Raw genomic sequence first — 22,021 nt, forward strand, 5'->3', positions numbered from 1 at the left:
TAGACAAGCCCTCCCCCGCCCGCCATGTCCCATTCCTTGATCTCCGACGTCTTTTGCGACAGCTACTACGCGCTGATCGGCTTTGTGGCGCGGCGCACCGGCAACCGGCAGACGGCGCAGGATCTGGTGCATGACGCCTGGCTGCGGCTGGCCGAGCGCGAGCGGCGTGGCGATGAAGGGAGCGAAACGGCATCGCGCGCCTATCTCTATACAGTGGCCGACAACCTCGCCATCGATCACCTGCGGCGCGCCGGGCGCACGGCCGAGCGCTTTGAAGGCAGCGGCAACATCGATGTGCCGGCTGCGGCGGCCGTGCGCGATATCGCCGACGGCCATCTGCACCGCGAGGCGCTGGCCGCCATCGATGCAGCGCTGGCGGCCTTGCCCGAGCGCCGCCGGGCGATCTTTCTGGCCGATAGGCTCGATGGCACGGCGCATGCGGTGCTGGCGCAGCAGCATGGCGTATCGGTCAAGACCATTGAACGCGAAGTGATGCGCGCGCTCGACGCGGTCGAGGCCGCGCTGCACCGCTGGCGCGGCGATGGCACGGCGCAGCGGCGCGGGCGCCGGCGCGCGCTGTCCACGCTGCTGGGCGTGGGCGGCCTGGGTCTTTTCGGCAGCACGGCCTGGCAGGCCTGGCGGCATCTGGTGCCGGGCTGGCAGATGGTGGTGGCGACAGCGCGCGGCCAGCAGCTGGAGCAGCCCTTGCCCGACGGCAGCCGCATCGCGCTCGATGCGCAAGGGCGCGCCGAAGTGCGTTACTACGCGGCGCGGCGCGAAGTGGCGCTGCTTGCGGGCACGGCCTTCTTCAACGTCACGGCCGACGCCGAGCGGCCGTTCATCGTCGAGGCCCTGGGCGCGCGCATCACCGTGGTGGGCACGCGTTTCGAGGTGGCCGTGGGCGACAGCGGCGATCTGCGCGTGATGGTGGAGCAAGGCCATGTGCGGGTGCAGCCGCCGGGCGCCGCGCAGCACGATCTGCATGCCGGCGACGCGCTGCGCTGGTCGCCTGACGACGGCGTGCAGCGCGCGCAGTCGCAGGGCGAAGTCGCGCCCTGGCGCAGCGGCTGGCTGGACTTTCGCCATGTGCCGCTGCATGAGGCCGTGCAGCGCCTGGCGCGCTACAGCCCGTTCGCGCTGCGCGTCGCGCCCGATGCGGCGGACCTCACGGTCTTCGGCCGCGTGCGCATCGCCGAGGCCGGCGCCTGGCTCAGGCTGCTGCCCGGCAGTCTGCCGGTGACGGTGCGCGAAGAGGGGCGCGGAGCTGAGCGCGCGCTGCTGATCACGCGGCGCTGAGGCCTTTTGCAGGCGATTGCCTGCGACGCCAGGGATTTTCGAAAAAGCGTGAGGGAAGTTGCGCGGTCGTTCGTTTCTACCTTGGAAGCCGCTTGTGTGCGCCCCAGGGCGCAACGCGGCCCCTTCGCTTCTTTCACCAAGGTTGTTCTTCGTATGCCACTGCATTCACTCCAAGCCCGCCACCACCTGATCGCCGCGGCAATCCTGGCGCTGGCCGCGCCCGCTGCCTGGGCCCAGCCCGCGGCCGCAGCGCCTGCCGCCACGGCGGCGCGCGCCTTCGACATTGCCGCCCAGCCGCTGGACGCGGCGCTGTCCGAACTCGCCCGCCAGGCCGGCGTGCAATTGCTGGCCCCGGCCGAGCTGGTGCAGGGCCGCGCGGCGCCTGCCCTGCGCGGCACGCTGGCGCCCGCAGCGGCCGTTGAGCGCTTGCTCGACGGCAGCGGCCTTGCCGCGCGCATCAATGGTTCCACCCTGGTGATCGAGCGCGCCGGCCCCACCGCTTCACTGGCCGAAGTGCGCGTGGCCGCGCGCCGCGCCAGCGACGGCACGACCGAGGGCACGGGCCTGTACACCAGCCGCGTGACCAGCATTGCCTCGAAGACCGACCAGTCGTTCCGGGAAATTCCGCAGTCGGTGTCGGTGGTCACGCGCCAGCAGCTCGATGATCAGTTGCTGCTCAACGTCAACGATGCGCTCAAGCAGATGCCGGGCATCACCGTCAATCGCGCCAATTTCAGCGCGTTTGACTTCTATGCGCGCGGTTTCCAGGTCACGAGCATGCAAATTGACGGCGGCGCTCCGCTGGCCCTGGGCTCCTACACCTACGAGCCGCAACAGGACATGGCGTTCTACGACCGTGTCGAAGTGATGCGCGGCGCTTCGGGCCTGCTGGGCGGCATGGGCGACCCTGGCGGCATCGTCAACCTGGCGCGCAAAAAGCCGTTGGCCGAGAACAAGCTGGTGTTCGAGCAGTCCGTGGGCCGCTGGGACAGCAACCGCACCATGCTCGACGCCACTGGCGCGCTGGGGTTCGACGGCCGGGTGCGCGGGCGCGCTGTCGCGGTCTATGAGAATCGCAACTATCACCTGCAGGACCGCAGCCAGGAAAAGCCCGCGATCTATGGCGTGCTGGAGGCCGACCTCACAGCCAACACGCTGCTCACGGTGGGCGCCAGCTACGGCAAGCAGCATGAAAACGGCTATGGCGACGGCATGCCGCGCTACAGCGATGGCCGACCGCTGGGCCTGGCGCGCAACACCAGCCTGACCCAGCCCTGGGCTTTCTGGGACACCAGGCACAGCGAACTGTTTGCCCAACTCGAGCACCGCTTCGCCAATGGCTGGAAACTCAAGACCAATCTGACGCAAGTGAAGGCCAACGCCAACTCGACCACGGCGTTCGTCGACGGCGCCATCGACCCGCAGACCCGCGAGGGAGCGTACTGGGGCGGCGGCCGGTATGCGACGTCCAGCCAGCAGGACATCGTGGATGTCAATCTGAGCGGCACTTTTGGTCTGCTCGGCCGAACCCACGAATTGCTGCTGGGTGCGGACTGGCAGCGCGCGCAGGGCAGCTGGGCAACAGGCAAACCGGTCGACAACTGGGCGGTTCCCGCAGACCTGTTCTCGGGCAATGCCTGGAACCCCGACATGAACATCCCGCTCAATTCGATCTTCGACCCCTGGAATCAGCAGCAAAAAGGCGCCTATGGCGTGCTGCGACTGCACCCTTCGGATCGCCTGCATGTAATCGCCGGCGCCCGGCTCAGCCGCTATGACTTTCTGCAGCAGATCTCGAGCGCCGATGCCGCGGGTAACCGCACCGTGACCTCGCGCACCGACTTCGGCGAGCCGACCAAGGTCACACCCTACGGTGGCGTGATCTATGACTTGGACTCCCAGTGGTCCACTTACGTCAGCTATGCCTCGATCTACAAGCCCCAGGCGCTGCTCAAGGCCGGCCCGCAACCCGGGACTTCTCTGTCGCCCGTCAAGGGAAAGAGCTATGAAGCCGGCTTCAAGGGCGAATTGCTCGACGGCCGTCTGAACGCCACCTTCAGCGTATTCAACGTGGAGCGCACCGGCACCGGCGTGGTCGATGGCCGCTATCCCACCAGCCGCGATCCCTGGGCGGGCAATTGCTGCTATCTGCCCCAGGGCAAGGTGACCAGCCGTGGCTTTGACGCCGAGATCGGTGGCGAAGTGCAGACTGGCTGGCAACTTGCCGCAGGCTACACCTTCAACCAGACCAGGGACCGGAGCACGGCCACCAGCTACAGCACCATCACGCCCAGGCATTTGCTCAAGCTGTCCACCGCCTATCGCCTCACTGGCGAATGGTCGAACTGGCAGGTGGGGAGTTCGGCTCATATCCAGAGCAAGACGTCGGTCAAGGGCTCGCTGTATGACGCCAACTTCAATGCTTCGCCCTACACCTTTGCGGAAAGTGGCTACGCAGTGGTGAACGCCATGGTGCAGTACCGCATCGATCCCCGGTGGACCTTGTCGTTGAACCTCAACAATCTGTTGGACAAGGTGTATTACGAGCGTGTGGGCACGGCATCTGGCGGCAACTGGTACGGCACGCCGCGCAATGCGGTGTTGACGCTGCGCGGGCAGTTCTGACGGCAGTCCTTGCTGCCAGGGCCGCGCGGCATTCATCCCCGTGGCCCCGGGCGTCATGACGCTCTCAAACGCCCGGGAGCGCGCACCCAGGCTACAAAACGAAAGCGAGCCCGCCCCCGGCGCCAGCCGGTCAGCGAGCGGGTTCGCCCCAAATCGCCAAAGCGCACCGCCTGAAGCAGCCCAGGGCGCCGTATGCCGATCCGGCGCAAAGGCGTACGGGCGTGCTCAGGAGCCTGAGCACGCCTTCCGAACGCACAGGCGGCCAGACGCAAGCCGCTGCTGCATGCTGCTTGTATCACCGTAAGTTCTGTATCGCAACGTTACAAAGCCTGCTACGCTCTTGTGAAATAGAAAGAACGTCCAAGGGCAACCACAGGCACCGCCCGCAATCATTGCCTGCAACCAAGGATATCCGGATGAAGCAATATGTCCGCCTCTGGGCGCCCCTGATCCTGGCGGCCATGGCCCCGTATGCCAACGCCGATGAAAGAATCGTCAACTTCTGGCGGCCGGGCCAGATGGGCAGCATGGCCGCGGTTCCTGCCGCGCCGGGCTGGAGCCTTCCGGTCGTCTACGTGAACATGGCTGTCGACACCACCGACTCGCGCAATCTCGCCCCCGGTATACGCCTCGACACGGACCTGAAATCGCGTGCCAATCTGGTCTTCCTCGCGCCCAACTACACGTTCGAACGCTCCCTGTGGGGCGGCAGGCCATCGATAGGCCTGGGCATTGGCGCCGGCCGCACGCGCACCACGGTCGATGCAGCGCTGCATATGCCTGGGGGCATCACCATCACGGGCATGGAGCGCGACGCGCTCACGGCACTTGCCGATGTCTTTCCGATCGGGAACGTCAAATGGAACGACGGTGCCCACAACTACATGGCCTATGTGTCAGGCGTGGTTCCCGTGGGATCCTATCGCCAGACCCGGCTGGCCAACACCGGCGCCAACCGCTGGGCCGTGGATGCGGGCGGCGCCTATACCTATTTCGACCTGAAGAAGCGCATGGAGTTTTCCATCGTTGGCGGGTTGAGCTACAAAGGCCGCAACGCGGACATCGACTACCGCAGCGGCACTGAAGCACACATCGACTGGACCACCTCGTATTTCATCTTGCCCAACGTGCATGCGGGACTGGCAGGCTACTTCTACCGCCAGCTGAAAGCCGACTCGGGCAGCGGCGCGCTGGTGCACGACGTCAAGTCGCGCGTCAATGGCATAGGCCCGCAGGCCGGCATGTACTTTCCGGTCGGCGGGCACATGTACTACCTCAACGCCAAGGCCTTCCACGAGTGGGGCGCGAAAAACCGCGGAGAAGGCTGGAACTTCTGGCTGTCCCTGATCGTGCCTCTCACCGGGAAATAAGCATGTGCCGCCGCAGGCACACCTGACGCGGCTTGCCCGCTTGCAGTCCGCAAGCCTGACGGCAAGCCCCAACCCAAAGATGCATCGCGGCCTCTGACGCCGGCCTTCAGACGGCCCGCACCGTCCCCATCTCGCGCAGCAGCATGGCGCCCAGTTCGGCGCGCCGCGCGGGCAGCATGCGCGGCTGTATCGAGGCGATGGAAATCGCCGCGAACGGCGTGCCGTCGGGGTGCGGAATCGCCATGCCCACGCCGCCCACGCCCGCGGTGATGGTGTCGAGCAGTTCGGAGTAGCCCGTGCGGCGCGTGCGGGCGACGGCGCGCGAGAACGCCGCCCCGCCCAGGCCGGCGGCGTCGAAGGCTTCGGCATGCTGGGCGTGGATGCGCTGTACGTCTTCATCGGCCAGTCCCGCAAGAATCGCCATGCCGCCCACACCTATGCCCAGCACGCGCGCATCGCCCACGCGCGTGCTGAACACTTTCACGGGATAGGGCCCGTCTTCGCGGTGCAGGCAGATGGTGTAGTCGCCCTGGCGCACCAGCAGGTATACGGTGTCGCCCGAAGTGCGTGCCAGGCGCTGCATCAGCGACTGGTATGACGCGACCAGTGGCGCGCGCCGCAGCGAGGCCAGGCCCATCTGCATGGCGTCGATTCCCAGGCGGTAGCGGCGCGTGAGCGGGTCGCGCTCGGCGAAGCGCTCTTCGACCAGGCAGGTCAGCAGCCGGTGCGCGGTCGAGCGCTCGAGCTGCGTCTGCGCGATGACATCGGTGACGCTGATGCCCTCTTCCTGATACCGGCCCAGCACGCGCAGCACCAACAGGGAGCGGCGCATATTCTGCGCCCCCGGAGTTTCACTAGTTTTGCTCACAATGTAGGATTTCCTGGTGATTAATCTCGCGAAGTGGACATCTTATCGAGATCATCGCGGCTCCACTAGCAGGATTCGCCATGAGCACAACCACCCTTTTGACCGAACAGATTGGCCCGGTCCACCGCATCACCCTCGACCGCGCCGAGATGCGCAATGCCCAGAGCCAGCAGATGCTCGACGAGCTCGACGCGGCGTTCGAAGCCGCGCGGCTCGACAGCGCGACGCGCGTGGTGGTGCTCGCGGCCAACGGCCCGCATTTCTCGGCCGGCCATGACCTCAAGCAGGCCCAGGCAGAGCGCGCCGAGTTCACCGTCGAAGAGCGCTGGGCCTATGAAGAGCAGCGCTACTTCGGCTACTGCATGCGCATCTGGGACTTCCCCAAGCCGACGATCGCCCAGGTGCAAGGCGGCTGCATCGCCGCAGGCCTGATGCTGGCCAATATGTGCGATCTGATCGTCGCTTCCGAAGACGCGTTCTTCTCCGACCCCGTGACCCACACCATGGGCGCGGCCTCGCTCGAAGTGCTGATCCACCCCTGGGTGCTGGGGCTGCGCCAGGCCAAGGAGATGCTGTTCACGGGCGAGCGCATCAGCGCCCAGCAGGCCAGGGAGTTCGGCATGGTGAATCGCGTGGTGCCGCGCGAGCGCCTTGAAAGCGACACCGAGGCACTGGCCCAGCGCATTGCCAAGGCGCCGCCGTTTGCCATGCAGTTGCTGAAGAAATCGCTGAACCGTTCGATGGACGTGCAAGGCATGCGCCAGGCGCTGTCGGCGCATTTCGACGTGCACCAGCTGAGCCATGTGACCGAGGAATACCGCCGCACCAAGGAGGCCGGCCTGGCCACCGCGATCCAGGGAGCCAAGGCATGAGCCACGCACTGACTCCCCTGCTCGCGCCGCGTTCGATCACGCTGATAGGCGCCAGCAGCAACCCAGGGCGCATCGGCGGCATGCCGCTCGATCTGCTGCAGCGCTTTGGCTATGCGGGCAAGGTGTTTCCCATCAACCCGAAGTACACGGAAATCTTCGGCAACCGCTGCTATGCCGATGTCGAGGCGCTGCCCGAAGTGCCCGATCTTGCGGTGCTGGCGATCGCCGCCGATGAAGTCGTGGCCATGCTCGAGCGCTGCCATGCGCGCGGCATAGGCGCGGCCATCGTCTACGCCGCGGGTTTCGCCGAAGCCGGCGAAAATGGCGCGGCGCTGCAGCGCGCACTCGTGGCCTTCGTGCAGCGCACCGGCATGTGCGTGGCCGGGCCCAACTGCATGGGCTTTGCCAACCTGAATCTGCACGCCTACACGGCGTTTGCCTCCATCTTCGTCAACGTGCCGCCGCAGACCGCGCCGGGCCGCGTGAGCGTCCTCACGCAAAGCGGCAATGTCTGCTCGGCGGTGTTCGGCCTGGTGCGCCGGCGCGGCGTGCCCGTGAGCCATTTCATCAACACCGGCAACGAGGCCACGCTGGAATATGCGCAGTACCTCGAATACCTCGCGCAGGACCCAACGACCGACTGCGTGCTCGGCTATGTCGAGCAGTTGCGCGACGGCGCGCGCTTCATTGACGCCGCGCTGGCGTTTGCCGCGCAGCGCAAGCCCCTGGTCATCTACAAGGCCGGCGAAACCGAGAAAGGCTCCGAGGCCGTGCAGTCCCACACCTCGGCGCTGGCCGGCGACCTGGCCATCTACCGCGCGGGCTTCGAGCAGCTCAATGTGATACGCGGCCAGGACTTCGCGCACATGGCCGACCTCGGGTATCTGAGCGGCTTTCGCCAGCGCCAGGGCGGCAGGCGCGTGGCCATCGTCACCATGTCGGGCGCGGTCGGCGCGATTCTGGCCGACAAGCTCACGCTCGCGGGCCTGGAAGTGCCTACGCTGCCCGCCGATCTGCAAGCCCTGCTGCGCGCGGGCGTGCCCGACTACGGCATGGTCAGCAACCCCGTGGACGTGACCGGCAACATCGTCAACGCGCCCGGCTTCGTGCGCACCGTGTTCGAGGCGCTGGCCCGCTGCGACGGCATAGACACCGTGGTGGTGGCCGCGCCCGGCTATCTGCTGGACCGCATGGCCGAGCCGCTGCTTGAAGTCTGCGCACAATACCCGCGGCTGTTTGTCGCCCTCGATACCGGCGAAGCCCAGTGCCGCCAGCGCCTGGCCGATGCCGGCGTGCCGGTGTTCGACGACCTCGCGCGCTGCACCCAGGCGCTCGCGCCGTTCTGCGTCTGGCTATCGCGCCAGGAGGCCACCGCACGCTGGGCCGCAATGCGCCAACGGCCACGAAGCACAGTCGCCGCGCCCGCCCTGCCCGCGCGCCTCAACGAGTACGACACCAAGCAACTGCTGGCGGCCCATGGCGTGCCTTCGCTCACGGGCCAGGTGGCGCGCGATGCCGACGCGGCCGCAGCCGCTGCCGCGCAGATCGGCTACCCGGTGGCGCTCAAGATACTCAGCGCCGACATCGCCCACAAGACCGAGGCCGGCGGCGTGCACCTGGAGCTGACTGACGAAGCCGCGCTGCGCAGGGCGGCCGCCAGCATTCTGTCGTCGGCCAAGGCCTATGACGCCAGCGCGCGCATCGACGGCCTGCTGGTACAGCCCATGGCCACGGGCGGCGTGGCCGAGCTGATTGCGGGCGTCACGCGCGACCCGGTGTTCGGCCCGGCGCTCACCGTGGGCCTGGGCGGCGTGCTGACCGAAATCTACCGCGACGTCGCCCACAGTCTGCTGCCCGTGGACGCCGGCATGGTGCGGCAGATGCTCGAATCGCTCAAGGCCTGGCCATTGCTCGATGGCTTTCGCGGCCGCCCCCGGGCCGACGTGGACGCCGCCTGCAACGCCATCGCCGCGCTGGCCGATGCCGTTACGGCCCTGGGCGAACAGGTGCTTGAAGCCGAGATCAACCCGCTGCAGGTGCGCGCACTAGGCCAGGGCACCGCCGCGCTCGATGCGCTGGTCCTGGTGAAGCCACAGCCCGAACCGGCCACCGCGCCGGCCACAGAATCCCATCCACAAGAGGAGACAGCATGAAAACCACCGTTTCTATCCGCCGCCTGGTCACCGCCGCGCTGGCCGCTGCCACCATGGCCAGCTTTGCGCCGGGCCTGGCCCAGGCCCAGGACTTCCCGTCCAAGCCCGTGCGCATGGTGCTGCCCTTCCCTCCAGGCGGCGTGACCGACCTGCTGGCGCGCGCGCTCGCCGAGAAAATGGCGACCCGCCTGGGCCAGCCGGTGATCGTCGACAACCGGCCCGGGGCGGGCACGGTGCTGGCCTCCGACACCGTCGCACGCGCGCCGGCCGACGGCTATACGCTGCTGATGGCCGCGTCGTCCATAGGCACGGCGCCGCTGCTCTACGACAAGGTCAACTACGACGCGATCAAGAGCTTCGCGCCCGTGACCCAGGTGGCTTCGGTGGTGCACATTCTGGCGGTGAATCCCAAGCTGCCGGTCAAGAACGTCGGCGAGCTGCTGGCCTATGCGCGCCAGAACCCGGGCAAGCTCAACTACGGATCCACCGGCATGGGCACCTCGACCCACCTTGAAATGGAATTGCTCAAGAACATGGGCCAGGCCTTCCTGGTGCATATCCCCTACAAGGGCAGCGGCCCGGCGCTGATCGACATGGTCGCGGGCCAGGTCGATGTGATGTTCGACGCCTGGGGCTCGTCGGGCCCCTTCGTCAAGTCGGGCAAGCTGCGCGCGCTGGCCGTGACCACGGCCCAGCGTTCGGCCGCGCTGCCCGACCTGCCCACGGTCGCCGAGTCCGGCCTCAAGGGCTACGAAGCCATGCCCTGGCTGGGCCTGATGGCGCCGGCCGGCACGCCGGCTCCGGCAGTCAACCGCATCCACCGCGAAGTCGCCGAAATCCTCAAGGAACCCGAGATGCAGGAGAAGTTCAGGAACTGGGGGCTGGACATCATTGGCAACACGCCCGCGGAATTCGCGAGCTTTCTGCGCAAGGACATCGCCCAGTGGGACAAGGTCATCAAGAGCGCAGGCATCAAAGCAGATTGATCACGGCATGGACTTCGCACTGACCGAAGAGCAGCAGATGATCGCCGACAGCGCAAGCGACTGGCTGCTGCACCACTACGACCTGCGCCAGCGCGCGGCCAGCCTGCAGCGCGACGGCGGCAACCCCGCGGTCTGGCAGGCCATGGCCGAACTCGGCTGGCTGGGCCTGCTATTGCCTGAAGACGCGGGCGGCATGGAACTGGGCGCGCTCGAAGCCGGTCTGCTGGCCCAGGCGATGGGCCGGCATCTGGTGGTCGAGCCCGTGCTCGACGGCTGCCTTGAAGCCGCACGGCTGCTGGCGCTCGCCGGGTCGCCAGCGCAGCAGGCCGACTGGCTGCCGGGCGTGGTCGCGGGCACGCAGCGCCTGGCGCTGGCCCATGCCGAAGGCAGCCGCCTGCCCTGGGATGCACCGCAACTGCGCGCGCGCGCCAATGGCGCGGGCTGGGTGCTCGACGGCAGCAAGCGCTGCATTGCATCGGCGCCCGGCGCGGCGCGCTGGATTGTCTCGGCAGTGCTGGCCGATGGCAGCACCGCGCTGTTTCTTGTCGATCCGCAGACACCGGGCATATGCATGGACGCCTATGACACCAGCAACGGCGGGCGCGCTGCTGACATAGCGTTCGACGCGGTGCACGTCGACGCTGCGAGCCGCCTGAACACTGGCAATGTACAGGCTGCACTGCAGCGCGTGCTCGCCGAAGGCCTGGTCGCGCGCTGCTGGGCCGCCACGGGCTGCATGCAGGCCATGCTGGCGCAGACCAGCGACCATGTGCAGCAACGCCAGCAATTCGGCCAGCCGCTGGCGCGCTTTCAGGTGGTGCAGCACCGGCTTGCCGAAATGGCCGTGCTGTGCGCCGAGGCCCAGGCCGCGTGCGAACTTGCATCGCTTTCGCTGGCCGGTGCAGACGCTGCAGACGCTGCACAAGGCCGCGGCCTCGCCAGTCTGTTGAAGAACAAGGTCGGCCGTGCCGCGCGCACGGTCGCCCAGGAAGGCGTGCAACTGCACGGTGCCATGGGCGTGTGCGAAGAGCTGCCCATCGCCAGCGCGTTTCGCGCATTGATGGCCTTTGCCCAATGGGGCGGCGACGGCGCCAGCCACGCGCTCGATGCCGGGAGCGCACTGCTTGCCGATGGCAGCTTCGCGCAAAGCCGCACACTGGGCCCTGCGCCCACCCACCTTGCCGCCCAAGAACCCGAGACCGTCGCATGAACCTCGCACTGAGCCCCGCCGACCAGGCCTTTCGCGCCGAAGTGCGCAGCTTTCTCGCCACCCACCTGACGGACACGCTGCGCGCCGGCCAGGCCGCCACCAGCGCCATGTACCCCGAGCCGGAAATCTCCGGGCCATGGCAGCAGGCACTGCAGGCGCGCGGCTGGCTGGTGCCGCTGTGGCCGCGCGAATGGGGCGGCACCGGCTGGACGGCGCTGCAACGCTTCATCTTCGAGACCGAATGCGCGCTCGCCGGCGCGCCGCTGGTCCACCCCATGGGCGCGCGGCTGGTCGGCCCGGTGATACTGCGCTACGGCACCGAAGCACAAAAGAAGTTCTACCTGCCGCGCATCCTGTCGGGCGCCGACTACTGGTGCCAGGGCTTTTCCGAGCCCAACGCCGGCTCGGACCTTGCCGCGCTGCAGATGCGCGCCGTACCCGATGGCGCCGACTATGTGCTCAACGGCACCAAGATCTGGACCACCCATGCCCACCACGCCAACCGCATGTTCGCGCTGGTGCGCACCAGCAGCGAAGGCAAGCGCCAGCAGGGCATCAGCTTTTTGCTGATCGACATGGCGCTGCCGGGCATCACGGTGCGGCCCATCGTCACCATTGGCGGCGACCACGACGTCAACGAAGTGCATTTCGAGAACGTGCGCGTACCGCAATCCGATCGCATAGGCGAAGAGAACGCGGGCTGGGAATGCGCCAAGTACCTGCTCGAATTCGAACGCGGCGCCGGCATCTTCAGCCCGCGCCTGCGCTCCCAGCTCAAGCGCGTGGCCGACGCGTTTGGCGCGCAGCAGGACCTGCCCGACGACCTGGTGCGGCGTTTTGGCGAAGTCGTCGCCGATATCGACACCTTCGAATGGCTGGAGCTGCGCACCATGGGCGGCCTGGCGCCCGGCGCCAACCCCGGCCCGGTGTCGTCCATACTCAAGCTGCGCGCCAGCCGGCTCAAGCAGGCGATTGCGGAACTGGGCGTCGATGTGCTGGGCCAGGCCGGCCTGCGCTGGCGCAGTGACGCGGCCGGCAGCGCGCTTCGGCCCAGTGTGCTGGTGCCCGAATACTGCAATAGCCGGGCGTTCACCATCTTTGGCGGCGCGGCCGAGGTGCAGTTGGGGTTGATTGCCCACACGGTGCTGGGCAGACAAGCGGCCATATCACCCCGATGATGGCAAGCGGTCTGGCATGGGCCTTGGCCGGCGCATGGCACATGCGGCCGGCCAGGGCCATCAGGCCACGGCAACCGGCTTTCCGTAGGTGTCGCGCAATACGTTCTTCATCACCTTGCCCATGGCGTTGCGGGGCAGCTCGGGCACGAAATGGACATGCTTGGGAACCTTGTAGTTGGCCAGCTGGCCCTTGAGGGCCTTGATGATCTGCTCGCCCGTGGGGCCGTCGTCCTTGCGCACGACCACGGCGGTCACGGCCTCGCCGAAATCCCGATCGGGAATGCCGATCACGGCGGACTCGCCCACGCCAGGCAAGGCATCGATGGCCATTTCCACCTCCTTGGGATAGACGTTGTAGCCCCCCGAGATCACCAGATCCTTGGCGCGGCCGACGATGGTCAGGTAGCCGTCGCTGCTGAGCGTTCCCTGGTCACCGGTGCGAAACCAGCCATCGGCGGTGAACTCCTCGACGGTTTTTTCCGGCTTGCGCCAGTAGCCCATGAAGACTCCCACCGCTAAACAGGCGTTATAGCGGGGGTTTCTTGGGTCAAAGACCAGTGCGCCGGCGTGTTGCCACCCCGGCGACTTACCCCAGTCTCACCAAGCGTAGGATGCATTTGAGCACCCGGTTCGGAGCCTTCCGCCCCTACCTTCTGTCTTGCGATCCGGCAGGTCTTCTTCTCCTTTTCGGCACTCTTGCCCGCCAGCAATTGCCTGACCCCGCGCCAGGCGATGACGCTTGCCGCGTTGTGGTCGGCATGTGCAGTGTGTCCACAGCTTTGACAGACAAACCCGGATTGGGAAACCCGGTTGCCCTGGTGAATGTGGCCGCAAGCGCCGCATTCCTGCGAAGAATAAAACGCCGGCACTTCTATCACCAGCTTGCCCTGGCGGCGCGCCTTGTATTGCAAAAACACTTTGGTCTGGCCCCAGGCAGAGGCCAGAATCGCTTTGTTGAGCCCGGACTTGGCCGCAGCCCCATTGCGCAGCCAACGGCCTTGCGCGTCCTGTTGGGGCTTGGCCTTTTGGGTCATGTTCTTGACCTTGAGCGCCTCAAAGACAAACAGCTTGTAGCGCGTGTCTGTCGCCAGGACATGACTGGTCTGGTGCGCCAACTCCCGGCGCACATCAGCGCCATAGCGCTGGTAGCGCGCCACCTTGCGCCTGGCCTTGACCCAGTTGCTGGAGCCCCTGGTTCTGCGGGCCTGGCGCTTTTGCCAGCGCTTTCTGTGTTTTTCCTGCGCTGCCAGCCGTTGGACCTGGACGGGCAAAAAGGAAAATTGCTGGCCGTCGCTGCCCGCCAGTGGCAGGGCCACGCCACGATCGAGCCCCAGGGTCATGGCGAGCAGCTCTGGCGCATCGAACTGCCTGAGCCAGGCCGTGGTTTCCTTGTCGCTGGGCTCCATCAGGCCATCGTCGCCATTGAACGAGACATGCCATTGGCCGGCATGGATGCTGATGTGCAATGAAGCGGGAGGCTGGTAGGCCCGGTGCGCCTTGAATGCCAGCACGCCCACGGGATGTTTTCTGGTGCCTATGCAGAGTTGGTGGCCGGTGATTTCTCCCGTAGCCCTGTCCACGACAGGCTTGAACTCGAACAGCTCGGACGTCAGCCAGACAGCCTGTCTGCCGTGTTTTTTGTGCATCGTGGGCCGGCCGCCGAGTTTTCGGAAATAACGGCTGTAGGCCTGCTTCCACAGCACCGCGCCATTGCGCAGAATCTGGCTGGGCACTTCGGACAGCCAAGGTGTGAGCTCGGTCTTGAAATGGCTGTACTGCTGATCGATGGGCGCGAACTGACCCGTGTGTGCCAGGGACTTGCGTGCAAAACGCCTGAAATACCGGTCTTCGCCCACCTTGGCGTTGTAGATGAAACGCTGGCAGCCTATCCATTGCAGCAGGATCTGTGCCTGCGCAGGCGTGGGATAGCAGCGAAAACGATGGCCGATCTGCATGTCGCCATGCTCGTGGAGAAATCAGTAAGGCGCCAGCATGAAAAGTAACAATCCTTAGAACGTGTTCACGATCTCAACGCGTCGCGTTGGGACGCAATCGGGATGAGTTCGAAGCGCTGGGGCGCAGCTTGCACCGGGGTGCAAGCAAGCTGCAGCGCGAAGAAATCGCCCGATTTCGTCCCAACCCTTCGGGACAGTGCCTTGGCGGGCGGTCTGCGTCGTTGCAGATCCTCGCAATAGCAGGGCTATTGCTGCGGTACTGCGCCTAGCATCCCATCCCGCCAAGGCGCTGTCGCGGCGCGAAGAGTTCGTGAACACGTTCTGAGCTCTCCCGCTGTTTTTAACATCGAGCTACACATCGTTTTTGTGACGAAATACCGGCACAAGACGCTCTCGCCCCAAGTGCTTGAGCTGATATTTCGGTGCTGATCAACAACCTCAAGACAGCCAGTGCCCGGCGCACCAGAAATCGCTTTGCCGCACATTTGGCGCATTTCTATAGCAAGCCCTTGTTTTGGCACCGGGCCTACTTTGTGGGGAGCGTGGGAGGCGCTACGGGCCTATGTGAACGCGCAGGGGACAGAAGAACATGCCCGCAAGTCTGCGGCAAAGGCTGGGGCTTTTACAAGAACCGACAGTCTGCGCTAGACCCCCTCCTAACGATTCTGCTTTGCCTTGATGCCGCTTCGCCTGGCAGGGGGAATGCGCGGATTTGGTGTTCATGCCCGGCAGGTCGGGAAACAGCGGCGAGCGCTCGGCCGGGGTCACCGCCAGCGGCCTGAGCTTGCCGGCCTGGACCAAGGGCATGACAGAAGGGGGGGCCGAAGGTCATGTCCATGTCGCCCGCGGCCACCGCCTGGATCGACGGCGCACCGCCCTTATACGGCACATGCAGCATGTCGATGTCCGCCGCGTGGGCAAAGGCAGCGCCGGCCAGATGCGTCATCACCCCTGCACGAAGCTGGCCTGCCGTGCGAAATCCGCTTCGAGGCCAGTTCAACGGCCTTGCTGTTCGCGGCGGTGATGGCGCAGCTGGGCGTGACTATCCTGCCCTGGAGCGCCGCGCATATCGAACTCAATGAGCGCAAGCTCAAGCTGGCCAAGGTCGACCACCGCCTGTTCTCGCGCGAGCTGTCGCTGTGCTGGCGCGATACGGCATTGCTGAGCAACGCCGTGCAAAAGGTCAAGGCGACCCTGCTCGAACTATTCGATGGCCCCGGAAAATGGCCGGAATGGGTGGCCTCGGATTAGCTTGAATAGCCGGGCGTTCACCATCTTTGGCGGCGCGGCGGAAGTGCAGTTGGACAACACCAATCCCGATACCTACGGTTCGATATTTCTTTCATCACGTATTTCACGATCCATACGAATCCTGCAGTGGTGAGAAATATAGATAGCAATAGACCCATGGAACATCGCATGCCGCCGAATCGGAAGAACGAAATTTCTCATTGGGCCATTTCCTTGCCTATCTCCTGCAGCCCCGCAGAATTAGGATATCGAAGAATCAATTCCTGCGCCCTCGCTTGGACTGCATTCCACTGGAGTTCTGCTTTCTGCGATTCATCAAGATTTTTTGCATAACCGCTAATTAGAAATGCCACCGATGCCCTTGGATCGGTGGCTGGATCAAGCAGCTTGCGCCCCATGAAATGCTCCACACTGACCCCACCGGATTGATGCTGCAAACGCGAAACCGCAATCAGCCACTGGCTATACATAATCGCATCAAAATAACCAAATGCGTCTGCAGCACCGCCAAATATGGGCTGATTGGTGTTCAAAAAACCCTGAAAATCGGCCACCTCCTGAGCCGAAAGCTGAATATCATCTTCATAGGCAATTCCCCCGGCAACAATATCCACCGCATATCTATTATGACTCCTTGAAATTTCATTGACGATCTCCCGCCTAACGTCGGGAGGCGTTTCCGGATAGAGATGCGCCAGCTCTCCGTAATAGTCATCAAAAGAAAGTACCTTGCGCTCGTAGGCACCCCTCAGATTAGGCAGCGTATTTTCATCGAAATAAAGTCTCGAATGACTCAAGGCAATTGCCCTTGCAACCTGCAGATCCTTCTCATGCAAAAGCGATAGAGTCAGAGCATCGGATATTTTCTTTTGAATATCCGCTGATCGAGAGTCGAAATACGCCTCATTGAGTTCCCGGGCTATCCGGATTCTCTCCTCCGCCCCTATCTCATCTTGAGTGGAATGCTCCAATTGACGAATGAGAGACTCAATCTTCTCCGTTCTCTGGCCCAAAGGCTCCTGCAAACGGGCAACAGCGCCATCGCGACGAGCCGCCGAATTGCTATCTTTCGAGGCCAGATGGCCTTCGGCAAGCGGCGCTTCATTGGGATCGCTGGCCACATACACCCAAAGAGCTATCGCCCATAACAAAGCAAAGAGCAAAAGAAAAAAAGGATTTTTCATCAGAAATTTCTAATTTTTTCCATTACCTTGGAGGGAAGCATTGTTGTAAAGCCATACAAACTCGAAACTTTACTCCGCCAGGAATGGTCCATTCCATAAATTTCTCGATAAGGAAAAATACCGGCGTTATCAATATCCGTGCTCGCACGAAATGCATCATAAACAAATGTATCGCACCGATACTTACCCCTGATAGCCTTCCTTCTCCACCTAGGATCGTTGTAGTCTTTCATAACTGGTTCGGCAGTAGTAAATCCTGCTGTTATGGTGTAGTCCGCTCCTATCATATAGACTTGAGTAGCTCTGTAGACAACAGCTTGTTGCGCAGAAACTTTCATCCCCGCGAAACGACTCTGATTTACATCACAATCATTAATCCAGCATGTTTTTATCATATGCCCAGGATATTTCGGATGAACAGTATCCCAGGCTTTCGAGCGAGACTTGAAGTTCTCCCAGCTATTTTTATAAACTTTATTATAACCTCGTTCATCAAGCACTTCTATTACAGAAGACCCATCCCACACACCTATATGCCCAGCCCAACCTAGAGACACATAATTTAAATCACGACCAACAATATCCCCAATATTTCTCGGGGGATTAACACCATCAGAAACACTTGAGAAATTTGCTGGAAAAGTACGGAGCGGAGTGGAGTTTCCGTTGTGATCAATGGAATACAAGATGACTTCGTGGACCTTACCATCTACCCATTCGGGCTTGCGTTCAATGTCCAGTTGAAAGCCATGAAACTGATGCGGACTGGCACATGTGGCGGGGACAGGGGTCTTGGAAGAACGATCTGCTATAACTCTGCCCAGAAACACTCCATCGTCACGCCTGGCCTGGACTTCATTTTGGTATCCAGGGGCAGAAGGATTACAGGCCCAACCTGAATAAGTCCATGCAGAAGTTGAATCGACACCCCCCATACCCAGTGCGTACGCACTGACAGGAGACACCATGAGCAATGACAAGAAAACCTTTCCAAATAGAATTTTGGTCGCTTCGGGGTTGCAATCAACACTTCGACGAACAAGGGGAACCAGGGAGGCCGATGCGGGGCTACCCGCCAAAGGCTTACGCCCAATCGTCTGGAATCTGCACTGCTCACGGCCTCGTCCGCGGGCATCGCTATGAAAATTGGAGGCTGTAAGCCTCAACGGACATTCTGATATCTGATACATGATGTTCTCCTTTGCTCTCATAAAGCACAGACAAGAAACAACTGGCATCGACCGGAACACATGGAAGATAATGTCAACCCGTCCCTTGACGATGCCGCGATCTGCGTGACCAGATACGGTTCCATGATAATTCCGGGAGCACCGCATTCATCCAGAAGACCATGTCACGGCGGATGGATCACTCTGGCGATTTAGTCTGCAAATATTTCATGCGTATCCGGGGCAAGAAACAGATAATTCTTTTTCATTCATTGACAGAAGCATTCATTCCCGGTCCGCGGGCCCGCCAGCGCCCGCTGGACGACACCCGCTACACACTCGACCACTTCCAGACCAAACTTTTGCGCCTGGCCGATGGCTTTCAGACCGCCGAAGGCGCACGCCGCGCGGCCCTGCGCCAGCAGCGCCTGCGCAACTTCTACGAAGCGTTTCCCAGCGATCTGGAGCATGGCTGAACGCGACATTTCCCAGTGCTGTTGTGAAATAACTTTTCCTCATCTCTGAGCAACCAAGTGGAAGGACTGAAAGCCGAAATTCCCCGCATCATTGGCCCAACTACCCAGAGGCCAGTCACACCATGAATTTCGAACTTTCCGAAGAACACCAGGCATTTGCCGATAGCGTCGCCCGTTTTGCCCAGGACAAGCTTGCGCCCGGGGCGCTCGAACGAGCCCATGCCAAGCACTACCCTTGGGAGACTGCGCAGTTGCTGGCCGAGCAGGGTCTGCTGGGCATTGCGTTTCCCGAAGAAGACGGCGGCCAGGGCGGTACGCTGATGCATGCGGTGCTCGCGATCCAGCAGATTGCGCTGGCCTGCCCGAAAAGCGCGGACATCGTTCAGGCCGGCAATTTCGGGCCCATCCGCACGTTTGTCGAATACGCGACGCCGGAGCAGAAGGCGCGTTTCCTGCCCGACCTGCTCGCCGGAAAAAAGCTCATTTCTCTGGGCATGAGCGAGCCCGATGCGGGTTCGGCCGCGACCGAACTCAAGACCAGTGCCGTGGAAGACGGCGACAGCTATGTGATCAACGGCTCCAAGGTGTTCTCCACCCACAGTCCCGAGGCCGAGCTGTTTCTGGTCTATGTGCGCTTTGGCCCGGGCGTCGGCGGCATCGGTTCGGTGCTGGTCGAGAAAGGCACGCCGGGCTTTGTCGTCGGCACGCCATCGGGCTTCATGAACGGCGAGCAATGGTCGCAGCTGTACTTCGAGAACTGCCGCATCCCCAAGGCCAATCTGCTGCTGGGCCCGGGCGGGTTCAAGAAGCAGATTTCGGGCTTCAATGTCGAGCGTCTGGGCAATTCGGCGCGCGCGCTGGCCCTGGGCCGCTATGCGTTCAACCAGGCGCGCGAGCATGCGCTGATCCGCAAGCAGTTCGGCCGCGAGCTGTGCGAGTTCCAGGGCTTGCAGTGGAAGTTCGCCGAGATGTGGATGAAGCTGGAGCAGGCGCAACTGCTACTCTACAAGGCGGCGCTCGAAGGCGAGCATGGCCTGCCTAGCGCGCAGAGCACGGCCATGGCCAAGCTGGCCTGTAATCTCGCGGGCTGGGAAGCGTCGAACGAGGCCATGCAGGTCATGGGCGGCATGGGCTTCAGCCAGGAAGCGCTGGTCGAGTACTGCGTGCGCCGCACCCGCGGCTGGATGATTGCCGGCGGCTCGATCGAGATGCTCAAGAACCGCATCGCCGAGGGCGTGTTCGGCCGGACTTTCTCCCAGCGCCCCGCAAAGGCCTGAACATGTACGCAGCGTCCGCCCCAGCCGTTCCCATCCCCCACAAGAAATCCGACATGCCTTTGCCTTCTTCCTCCTCCGCCTCCATATGCCAGGCACTGCTGTATCCCAAGAGCATTGCGCTGGTCGGCGCTTCCGATGACGTGAAGAAGACCGGCGGGCGGCCGCTGCAGTTCATGCGCCGCTCGGGCTTCGCGGGCACGATCTATCCGATCAACCCCAACCGCGCGCAGGTACAGGGAGAGAAAGCCTGGCCCAGCCTGGCCGCTCTGCCCGAAGTGCCAGAGCATGTGTTCGTGCTCTCGCCCACCGACTCCGTCGTGCCCACGGTGCAGGAATGCGCTGACCTGGGCGTGAAGCTGGTGACCATCCTGGCCAGCGGTTTTTCGGAGTCGGGTGCCGAAGGCGTGGCGCGTGAAGACGCGCTGCGCGCCATCGCCCGGAAATCCGGCATACGCATCCTGGGCCCGAGCAGCCTGGGCGTCGTGAACCCGGGCAATGGCCTGATGCTCACGGCCAACGCGGCGTTTGCCGAACCCGACATGCCCAGGGGCAATGTGTTTGTCGCCTCGCACAGCGGCAGCATGATTGGCGCGCTGGTGTCGCGCGGCAAGGCGCGGGGCGTGGGCTTTGCGGGCCTGGTGTCGGTAGGCAGCGAAGTCGATCTGAGCGTGGGCGAAATCTGCGCGGCCACGCTCGACGACCCGGCGATCCAGGGCTATGTGCTGTTTCTCGAAAGCCTGCGCCATGGCGATGCGATCCAGGCGTTTGCGCGCGAAGCCGCGAAACGCGGCAAGCCCGTGGTCGCCTACAAGCTGGGGCGCTCGAGCGCCGCCGCCGAAATGGCCGCGACGCACACCGGCGCGCTGGCGGGTGAAGACGATATCGCCGACGCTTTCCTCAAGGACCTGGGCGTGGTGCGCGTGGAAATGCTCGAAACCCTGTTCGAGGTGTTTCCGCTGGCACGCAAGATCCCTCTGGCGCAAAAAACCGGCAAGCGCGTGGGCGTGGTGACCACGACCGGCGGCGGCGCGGCGATGGTGGTCGACCAGCTCGGCATTCGCGATGTCACGGTGCAGCCGGTCTCGGCCGCAACGCTGGCCAAGCTCCAGGCGGCCAACATCCCCGGCAGCGCGGGCCGCGTGCTCGACCTGACGCTGGCCGGCACCAAGTACGAAGTCATGAAGAAGGCGCTCGACATCCTGCTCGAGGCACCCGAGTTCGACATGGTCGTGGCGGTCGTGGGATCGTCGGCGCGCTTCAACCCCGACCTGGCCGTCAAGCCCATCATGGACAGCGCCCACCACGCCAAGCCGCTGCTGGCCATGCTGGTGCCCGATGCGCCCGAGGCGCTGGCCCAGCTCACGCAGGCGCAAATCCCCTGCTTCCGTTCGCCCGAAGCCTGCGCCGACGCAATCGCTTCGGTGTTCGCGCGCCGCATGCCGGGCACACCAGCCACGGTGCGCGCGCCGGCAGGCCACGGCCAGACGCCCGCCCCGGCGCTGAACGAAGCCCAGGCCTACGAGCTGCTCGACACGCTGGACGTGCCGCATGCGCCCGCGGCGACGTTCGACATCGCCTCGCCGCCGGCCACGCTGGCGTTCGACTACCCCGTGGTCGCCAAGGTCTGCTCGGCGCAGATTCCGCACAAGACCGAAGTCGGCGGCGTGGTGCTGGGCATTCAGAACGCGCAGCAGCTGGCCGAAGCGTTTGCCACGCTGCGGCGCAACCTCGCCGAACGTGCACCGGGAATCCCCTGCGACCAGGTGCTGGTGCAGCCCATGCGCCGCGGCCTGACCGAAGTGCTGGTCGGCTACCGCGTCGACGCCGATGCGGGCCCCATCATCATGCTGGCCGCGGGCGGCATCTGGGCCGAAGTCATGCGCGACCGCAGCATACGCCTGGCGCCCGTGAGCGTGGCGACGGCGCGCGAGATGATAGGCGAAGTCAAGATGCTGCAGACGGTGTCGGGCCTGCGCGGCAAGGCCAGGGGCGACCTGGAAGCCCTGGCCCAGGCCATCGCCAACTTGTCCCAGCTCGCGCTGCGGCCCGAACTGCAGGTCAGCGAAGCCGAAGTCAACCCGCTGATGCTCATGCCCGAAGGCCAGGGCGTGATGGCCGTGGATGCATTGATCCTCAAGCACTGAGAGAAGG

17 protein-coding genes and 2 pseudogenes are annotated in these 22,021 nt (G+C 64.0%); 13 read left to right on the forward strand and 6 right to left on the reverse strand.

Annotated features, from left to right (window positions below):
* Positions 1–24 precede the first annotated feature (24 nt).
* The 3 genes from GVL12_RS20705 (at position 25) to GVL12_RS20715 (ending at position 5,291) form a co-directional block, all read left to right on the forward strand.
* On the forward strand, positions 25–1,296 hold the full coding sequence (locus GVL12_RS20705) for a sigma-70 family RNA polymerase sigma factor (protein ID WP_159917457.1): 1,272 nt from the start codon (positions 25–27) through the stop codon (positions 1,294–1,296).
* 153 nt (positions 1,297–1,449) lie between these two features.
* Positions 1,450–3,921 carry a TonB-dependent siderophore receptor gene (locus tag GVL12_RS20710; RefSeq protein ID WP_159917458.1) on the forward strand — a complete coding sequence of 824 codons (2,472 nt, stop codon included), beginning with the start codon at positions 1,450–1,452 and terminating at the stop codon, positions 3,919–3,921.
* Positions 3,922–4,337: 416 nt separating this feature from the next.
* Positions 4,338–5,291 (forward strand): transporter, encoded by a 954-nt coding sequence (locus tag GVL12_RS20715; protein ID WP_159917459.1) that lies wholly within the window; start codon positions 4,338–4,340, stop codon positions 5,289–5,291.
* A 106-nt stretch (positions 5,292–5,397) separates the two neighbouring features.
* Here the strand turns inward: GVL12_RS20715 and GVL12_RS20720 are convergent, their stop codons facing one another.
* On the reverse strand, positions 5,398–6,123 hold the full coding sequence (locus tag GVL12_RS20720; RefSeq protein WP_159917460.1) for an IclR family transcriptional regulator: 726 nt from the start codon (positions 6,121–6,123) through the stop codon (positions 5,398–5,400).
* Between the two features lie 116 nt (positions 6,124–6,239).
* On the opposite strand from GVL12_RS20720, the gene GVL12_RS20725 reads away from it, so the two are divergent.
* From GVL12_RS20725 to GVL12_RS20745, 5 genes are read left to right on the forward strand one after another with little or no spacing between them, the layout of a single operon-like run.
* Positions 6,240–7,031 (forward strand): enoyl-CoA hydratase, encoded by a 792-nt coding sequence (locus tag GVL12_RS20725; protein ID WP_159917461.1) that lies wholly within the window; start codon positions 6,240–6,242, stop codon positions 7,029–7,031.
* Positions 7,028–9,184, forward strand: a complete 2,157-nt coding sequence (locus tag GVL12_RS20730) for an acetate--CoA ligase family protein (RefSeq protein WP_159917462.1) — start codon at positions 7,028–7,030, stop codon at positions 9,182–9,184. The genes GVL12_RS20725 and GVL12_RS20730 overlap by 4 nt, the downstream gene beginning before the upstream one ends.
* Positions 9,181–10,170, forward strand: a complete 990-nt coding sequence (locus GVL12_RS20735; RefSeq protein WP_159917463.1) for a tripartite tricarboxylate transporter substrate binding protein — start codon at positions 9,181–9,183, stop codon at positions 10,168–10,170. The genes GVL12_RS20730 and GVL12_RS20735 overlap by 4 nt, the downstream gene beginning before the upstream one ends.
* 7 nt (positions 10,171–10,177) lie before the next feature.
* Entirely contained in the window at positions 10,178–11,380 is a 1,203-nt protein-coding gene (locus GVL12_RS20740; RefSeq protein ID WP_159917464.1) for an acyl-CoA dehydrogenase family protein, read from the forward strand.
* On the forward strand, positions 11,377–12,558 hold the full coding sequence (locus GVL12_RS20745) for an acyl-CoA dehydrogenase family protein (RefSeq protein ID WP_159917465.1): 1,182 nt from the start codon (positions 11,377–11,379) through the stop codon (positions 12,556–12,558). The genes GVL12_RS20740 and GVL12_RS20745 overlap by 4 nt, the downstream gene beginning before the upstream one ends.
* Before the next feature lie 60 nt (positions 12,559–12,618).
* On the opposite strand, the gene GVL12_RS20750 is transcribed toward GVL12_RS20745, so the two are convergent.
* Positions 12,619–13,059 (reverse strand): AMP-binding protein, encoded by a 441-nt coding sequence (locus GVL12_RS20750; RefSeq protein WP_159917466.1) that lies wholly within the window; start codon positions 13,057–13,059, stop codon positions 12,619–12,621.
* A gap of 14 nt (positions 13,060–13,073) precedes the next feature.
* Complete coding sequence (locus tag GVL12_RS20755) at positions 13,074–14,513, reverse strand: RNA-guided endonuclease TnpB family protein (protein WP_159917467.1); 1,440 nt, start codon at positions 14,511–14,513, stop codon at positions 13,074–13,076.
* A gap of 422 nt (positions 14,514–14,935) precedes the next feature.
* Here GVL12_RS20755 and GVL12_RS26680 point away from each other — a divergent pair, with 422 nt between their 5' ends.
* Positions 14,936–15,295 carry a transposase gene (locus GVL12_RS26680; protein WP_235033932.1) on the forward strand — a complete coding sequence of 120 codons (360 nt, stop codon included), beginning with the start codon at positions 14,936–14,938 and terminating at the stop codon, positions 15,293–15,295.
* Positions 15,296–15,351: 56 nt separating this feature from the next.
* Here GVL12_RS26680 and GVL12_RS27075 read toward each other — a convergent pair.
* Positions 15,352–15,459 (reverse strand): annotated as a pseudogene (locus tag GVL12_RS27075) (tripartite tricarboxylate transporter substrate-binding protein); the annotation flags it as partial.
* On the opposite strand from GVL12_RS27075, the pseudogene GVL12_RS27080 reads away from it, so the two are divergent.
* Positions 15,432–15,764, forward strand: a pseudogene (locus GVL12_RS27080) (LysR substrate-binding domain-containing protein); the annotation flags it as partial. The pseudogenes GVL12_RS27075 and GVL12_RS27080 overlap by 28 nt on opposite strands.
* A 197-nt stretch (positions 15,765–15,961) precedes the next feature.
* On the opposite strand, the gene GVL12_RS20775 reads toward GVL12_RS27080, so the two are convergent.
* Together GVL12_RS20775 and GVL12_RS20780 are read right to left on the reverse strand one after the other, a co-directional pair.
* Positions 15,962–16,948 carry a hypothetical protein gene (locus GVL12_RS20775; RefSeq protein ID WP_159917468.1) on the reverse strand — a complete coding sequence of 329 codons (987 nt, stop codon included), beginning with the start codon at positions 16,946–16,948 and terminating at the stop codon, positions 15,962–15,964.
* A complete protein-coding gene (locus GVL12_RS20780) occupies positions 16,948–18,138 on the reverse strand; it encodes a hypothetical protein (protein WP_159917469.1) in 1,191 nt (396 codons plus the stop codon). The genes GVL12_RS20775 and GVL12_RS20780 overlap by 1 nt, the downstream gene beginning before the upstream one ends.
* 251 nt (positions 18,139–18,389) lie before the next feature.
* Here GVL12_RS20780 and GVL12_RS20785 point away from each other — a divergent pair, with 251 nt between their 5' ends.
* From GVL12_RS20785 to GVL12_RS20795, 3 genes are all read left to right on the forward strand, one after another.
* Complete coding sequence (locus GVL12_RS20785; RefSeq protein WP_159917470.1) at positions 18,390–18,593, forward strand: hypothetical protein; 204 nt, start codon at positions 18,390–18,392, stop codon at positions 18,591–18,593.
* A gap of 122 nt (positions 18,594–18,715) precedes the next feature.
* The gene (locus GVL12_RS20790) at positions 18,716–19,870 is read left to right on the forward strand and encodes an acyl-CoA dehydrogenase family protein (RefSeq protein ID WP_159917471.1); all 1,155 of its coding nucleotides are present in this window, start codon (positions 18,716–18,718) and stop codon (positions 19,868–19,870) included.
* 53 nt (positions 19,871–19,923) lie between these two features.
* The gene (locus GVL12_RS20795; protein ID WP_159917472.1) at positions 19,924–22,014 is read left to right on the forward strand and encodes an acetate--CoA ligase family protein; all 2,091 of its coding nucleotides are present in this window, start codon (positions 19,924–19,926) and stop codon (positions 22,012–22,014) included.
* Positions 22,015–22,021: the final 7 nt, after the last annotated feature.

It is taken from the genome of Pantoea sp. 18069 (genome assembly GCF_902706035.1).
Lineage (GTDB): Bacteria > Pseudomonadota > Gammaproteobacteria > Burkholderiales > Burkholderiaceae_C > Comamonas.

What these genes read in the sequence shown, in the direction of transcription:
- GVL12_RS20705 (WP_159917457.1), top strand. Translation starts at nt 25, where the DNA reads ATGTCCCATTCCTTGATCTCCGACGTCTTTTGCGACAGCTACTACGCG.
- GVL12_RS20710 (WP_159917458.1), top strand. Translation starts at nt 1,450, where the DNA reads ATGCCACTGCATTCACTCCAAGCCCGCCACCACCTGATCGCCGCGGCA.
- GVL12_RS20715 (WP_159917459.1), top strand. Translation starts at nt 4,338, where the DNA reads ATGAAGCAATATGTCCGCCTCTGGGCGCCCCTGATCCTGGCGGCCATG.
- GVL12_RS20720 (WP_159917460.1), bottom strand. Translation starts at nt 6,123, where the DNA reads ATGCGCCGCTCCCTGTTGGTGCTGCGCGTGCTGGGCCGGTATCAGGAA.
- GVL12_RS20725 (WP_159917461.1), top strand. Translation starts at nt 6,240, where the DNA reads ATGAGCACAACCACCCTTTTGACCGAACAGATTGGCCCGGTCCACCGC.
- GVL12_RS20730 (WP_159917462.1), top strand. Translation starts at nt 7,028, where the DNA reads ATGAGCCACGCACTGACTCCCCTGCTCGCGCCGCGTTCGATCACGCTG.
- GVL12_RS20735 (WP_159917463.1), top strand. Translation starts at nt 9,181, where the DNA reads ATGAAAACCACCGTTTCTATCCGCCGCCTGGTCACCGCCGCGCTGGCC.
- GVL12_RS20740 (WP_159917464.1), top strand. Translation starts at nt 10,178, where the DNA reads ATGGACTTCGCACTGACCGAAGAGCAGCAGATGATCGCCGACAGCGCA.
- GVL12_RS20745 (WP_159917465.1), top strand. Translation starts at nt 11,377, where the DNA reads ATGAACCTCGCACTGAGCCCCGCCGACCAGGCCTTTCGCGCCGAAGTG.
- GVL12_RS20750 (WP_159917466.1), bottom strand. Translation starts at nt 13,059, where the DNA reads ATGGGCTACTGGCGCAAGCCGGAAAAAACCGTCGAGGAGTTCACCGCC.
- GVL12_RS20755 (WP_159917467.1), bottom strand. Translation starts at nt 14,513, where the DNA reads ATGCAGATCGGCCATCGTTTTCGCTGCTATCCCACGCCTGCGCAGGCA.
- GVL12_RS20775 (WP_159917468.1), bottom strand. Translation starts at nt 16,948, where the DNA reads ATGAAAAATCCTTTTTTTCTTTTGCTCTTTGCTTTGTTATGGGCGATA.
- GVL12_RS20780 (WP_159917469.1), bottom strand. Translation starts at nt 18,138, where the DNA reads ATGTATCAGATATCAGAATGTCCGTTGAGGCTTACAGCCTCCAATTTT.
- GVL12_RS20790 (WP_159917471.1), top strand. Translation starts at nt 18,716, where the DNA reads ATGAATTTCGAACTTTCCGAAGAACACCAGGCATTTGCCGATAGCGTC.
- GVL12_RS20795 (WP_159917472.1), top strand. Translation starts at nt 19,924, where the DNA reads ATGCCTTTGCCTTCTTCCTCCTCCGCCTCCATATGCCAGGCACTGCTG.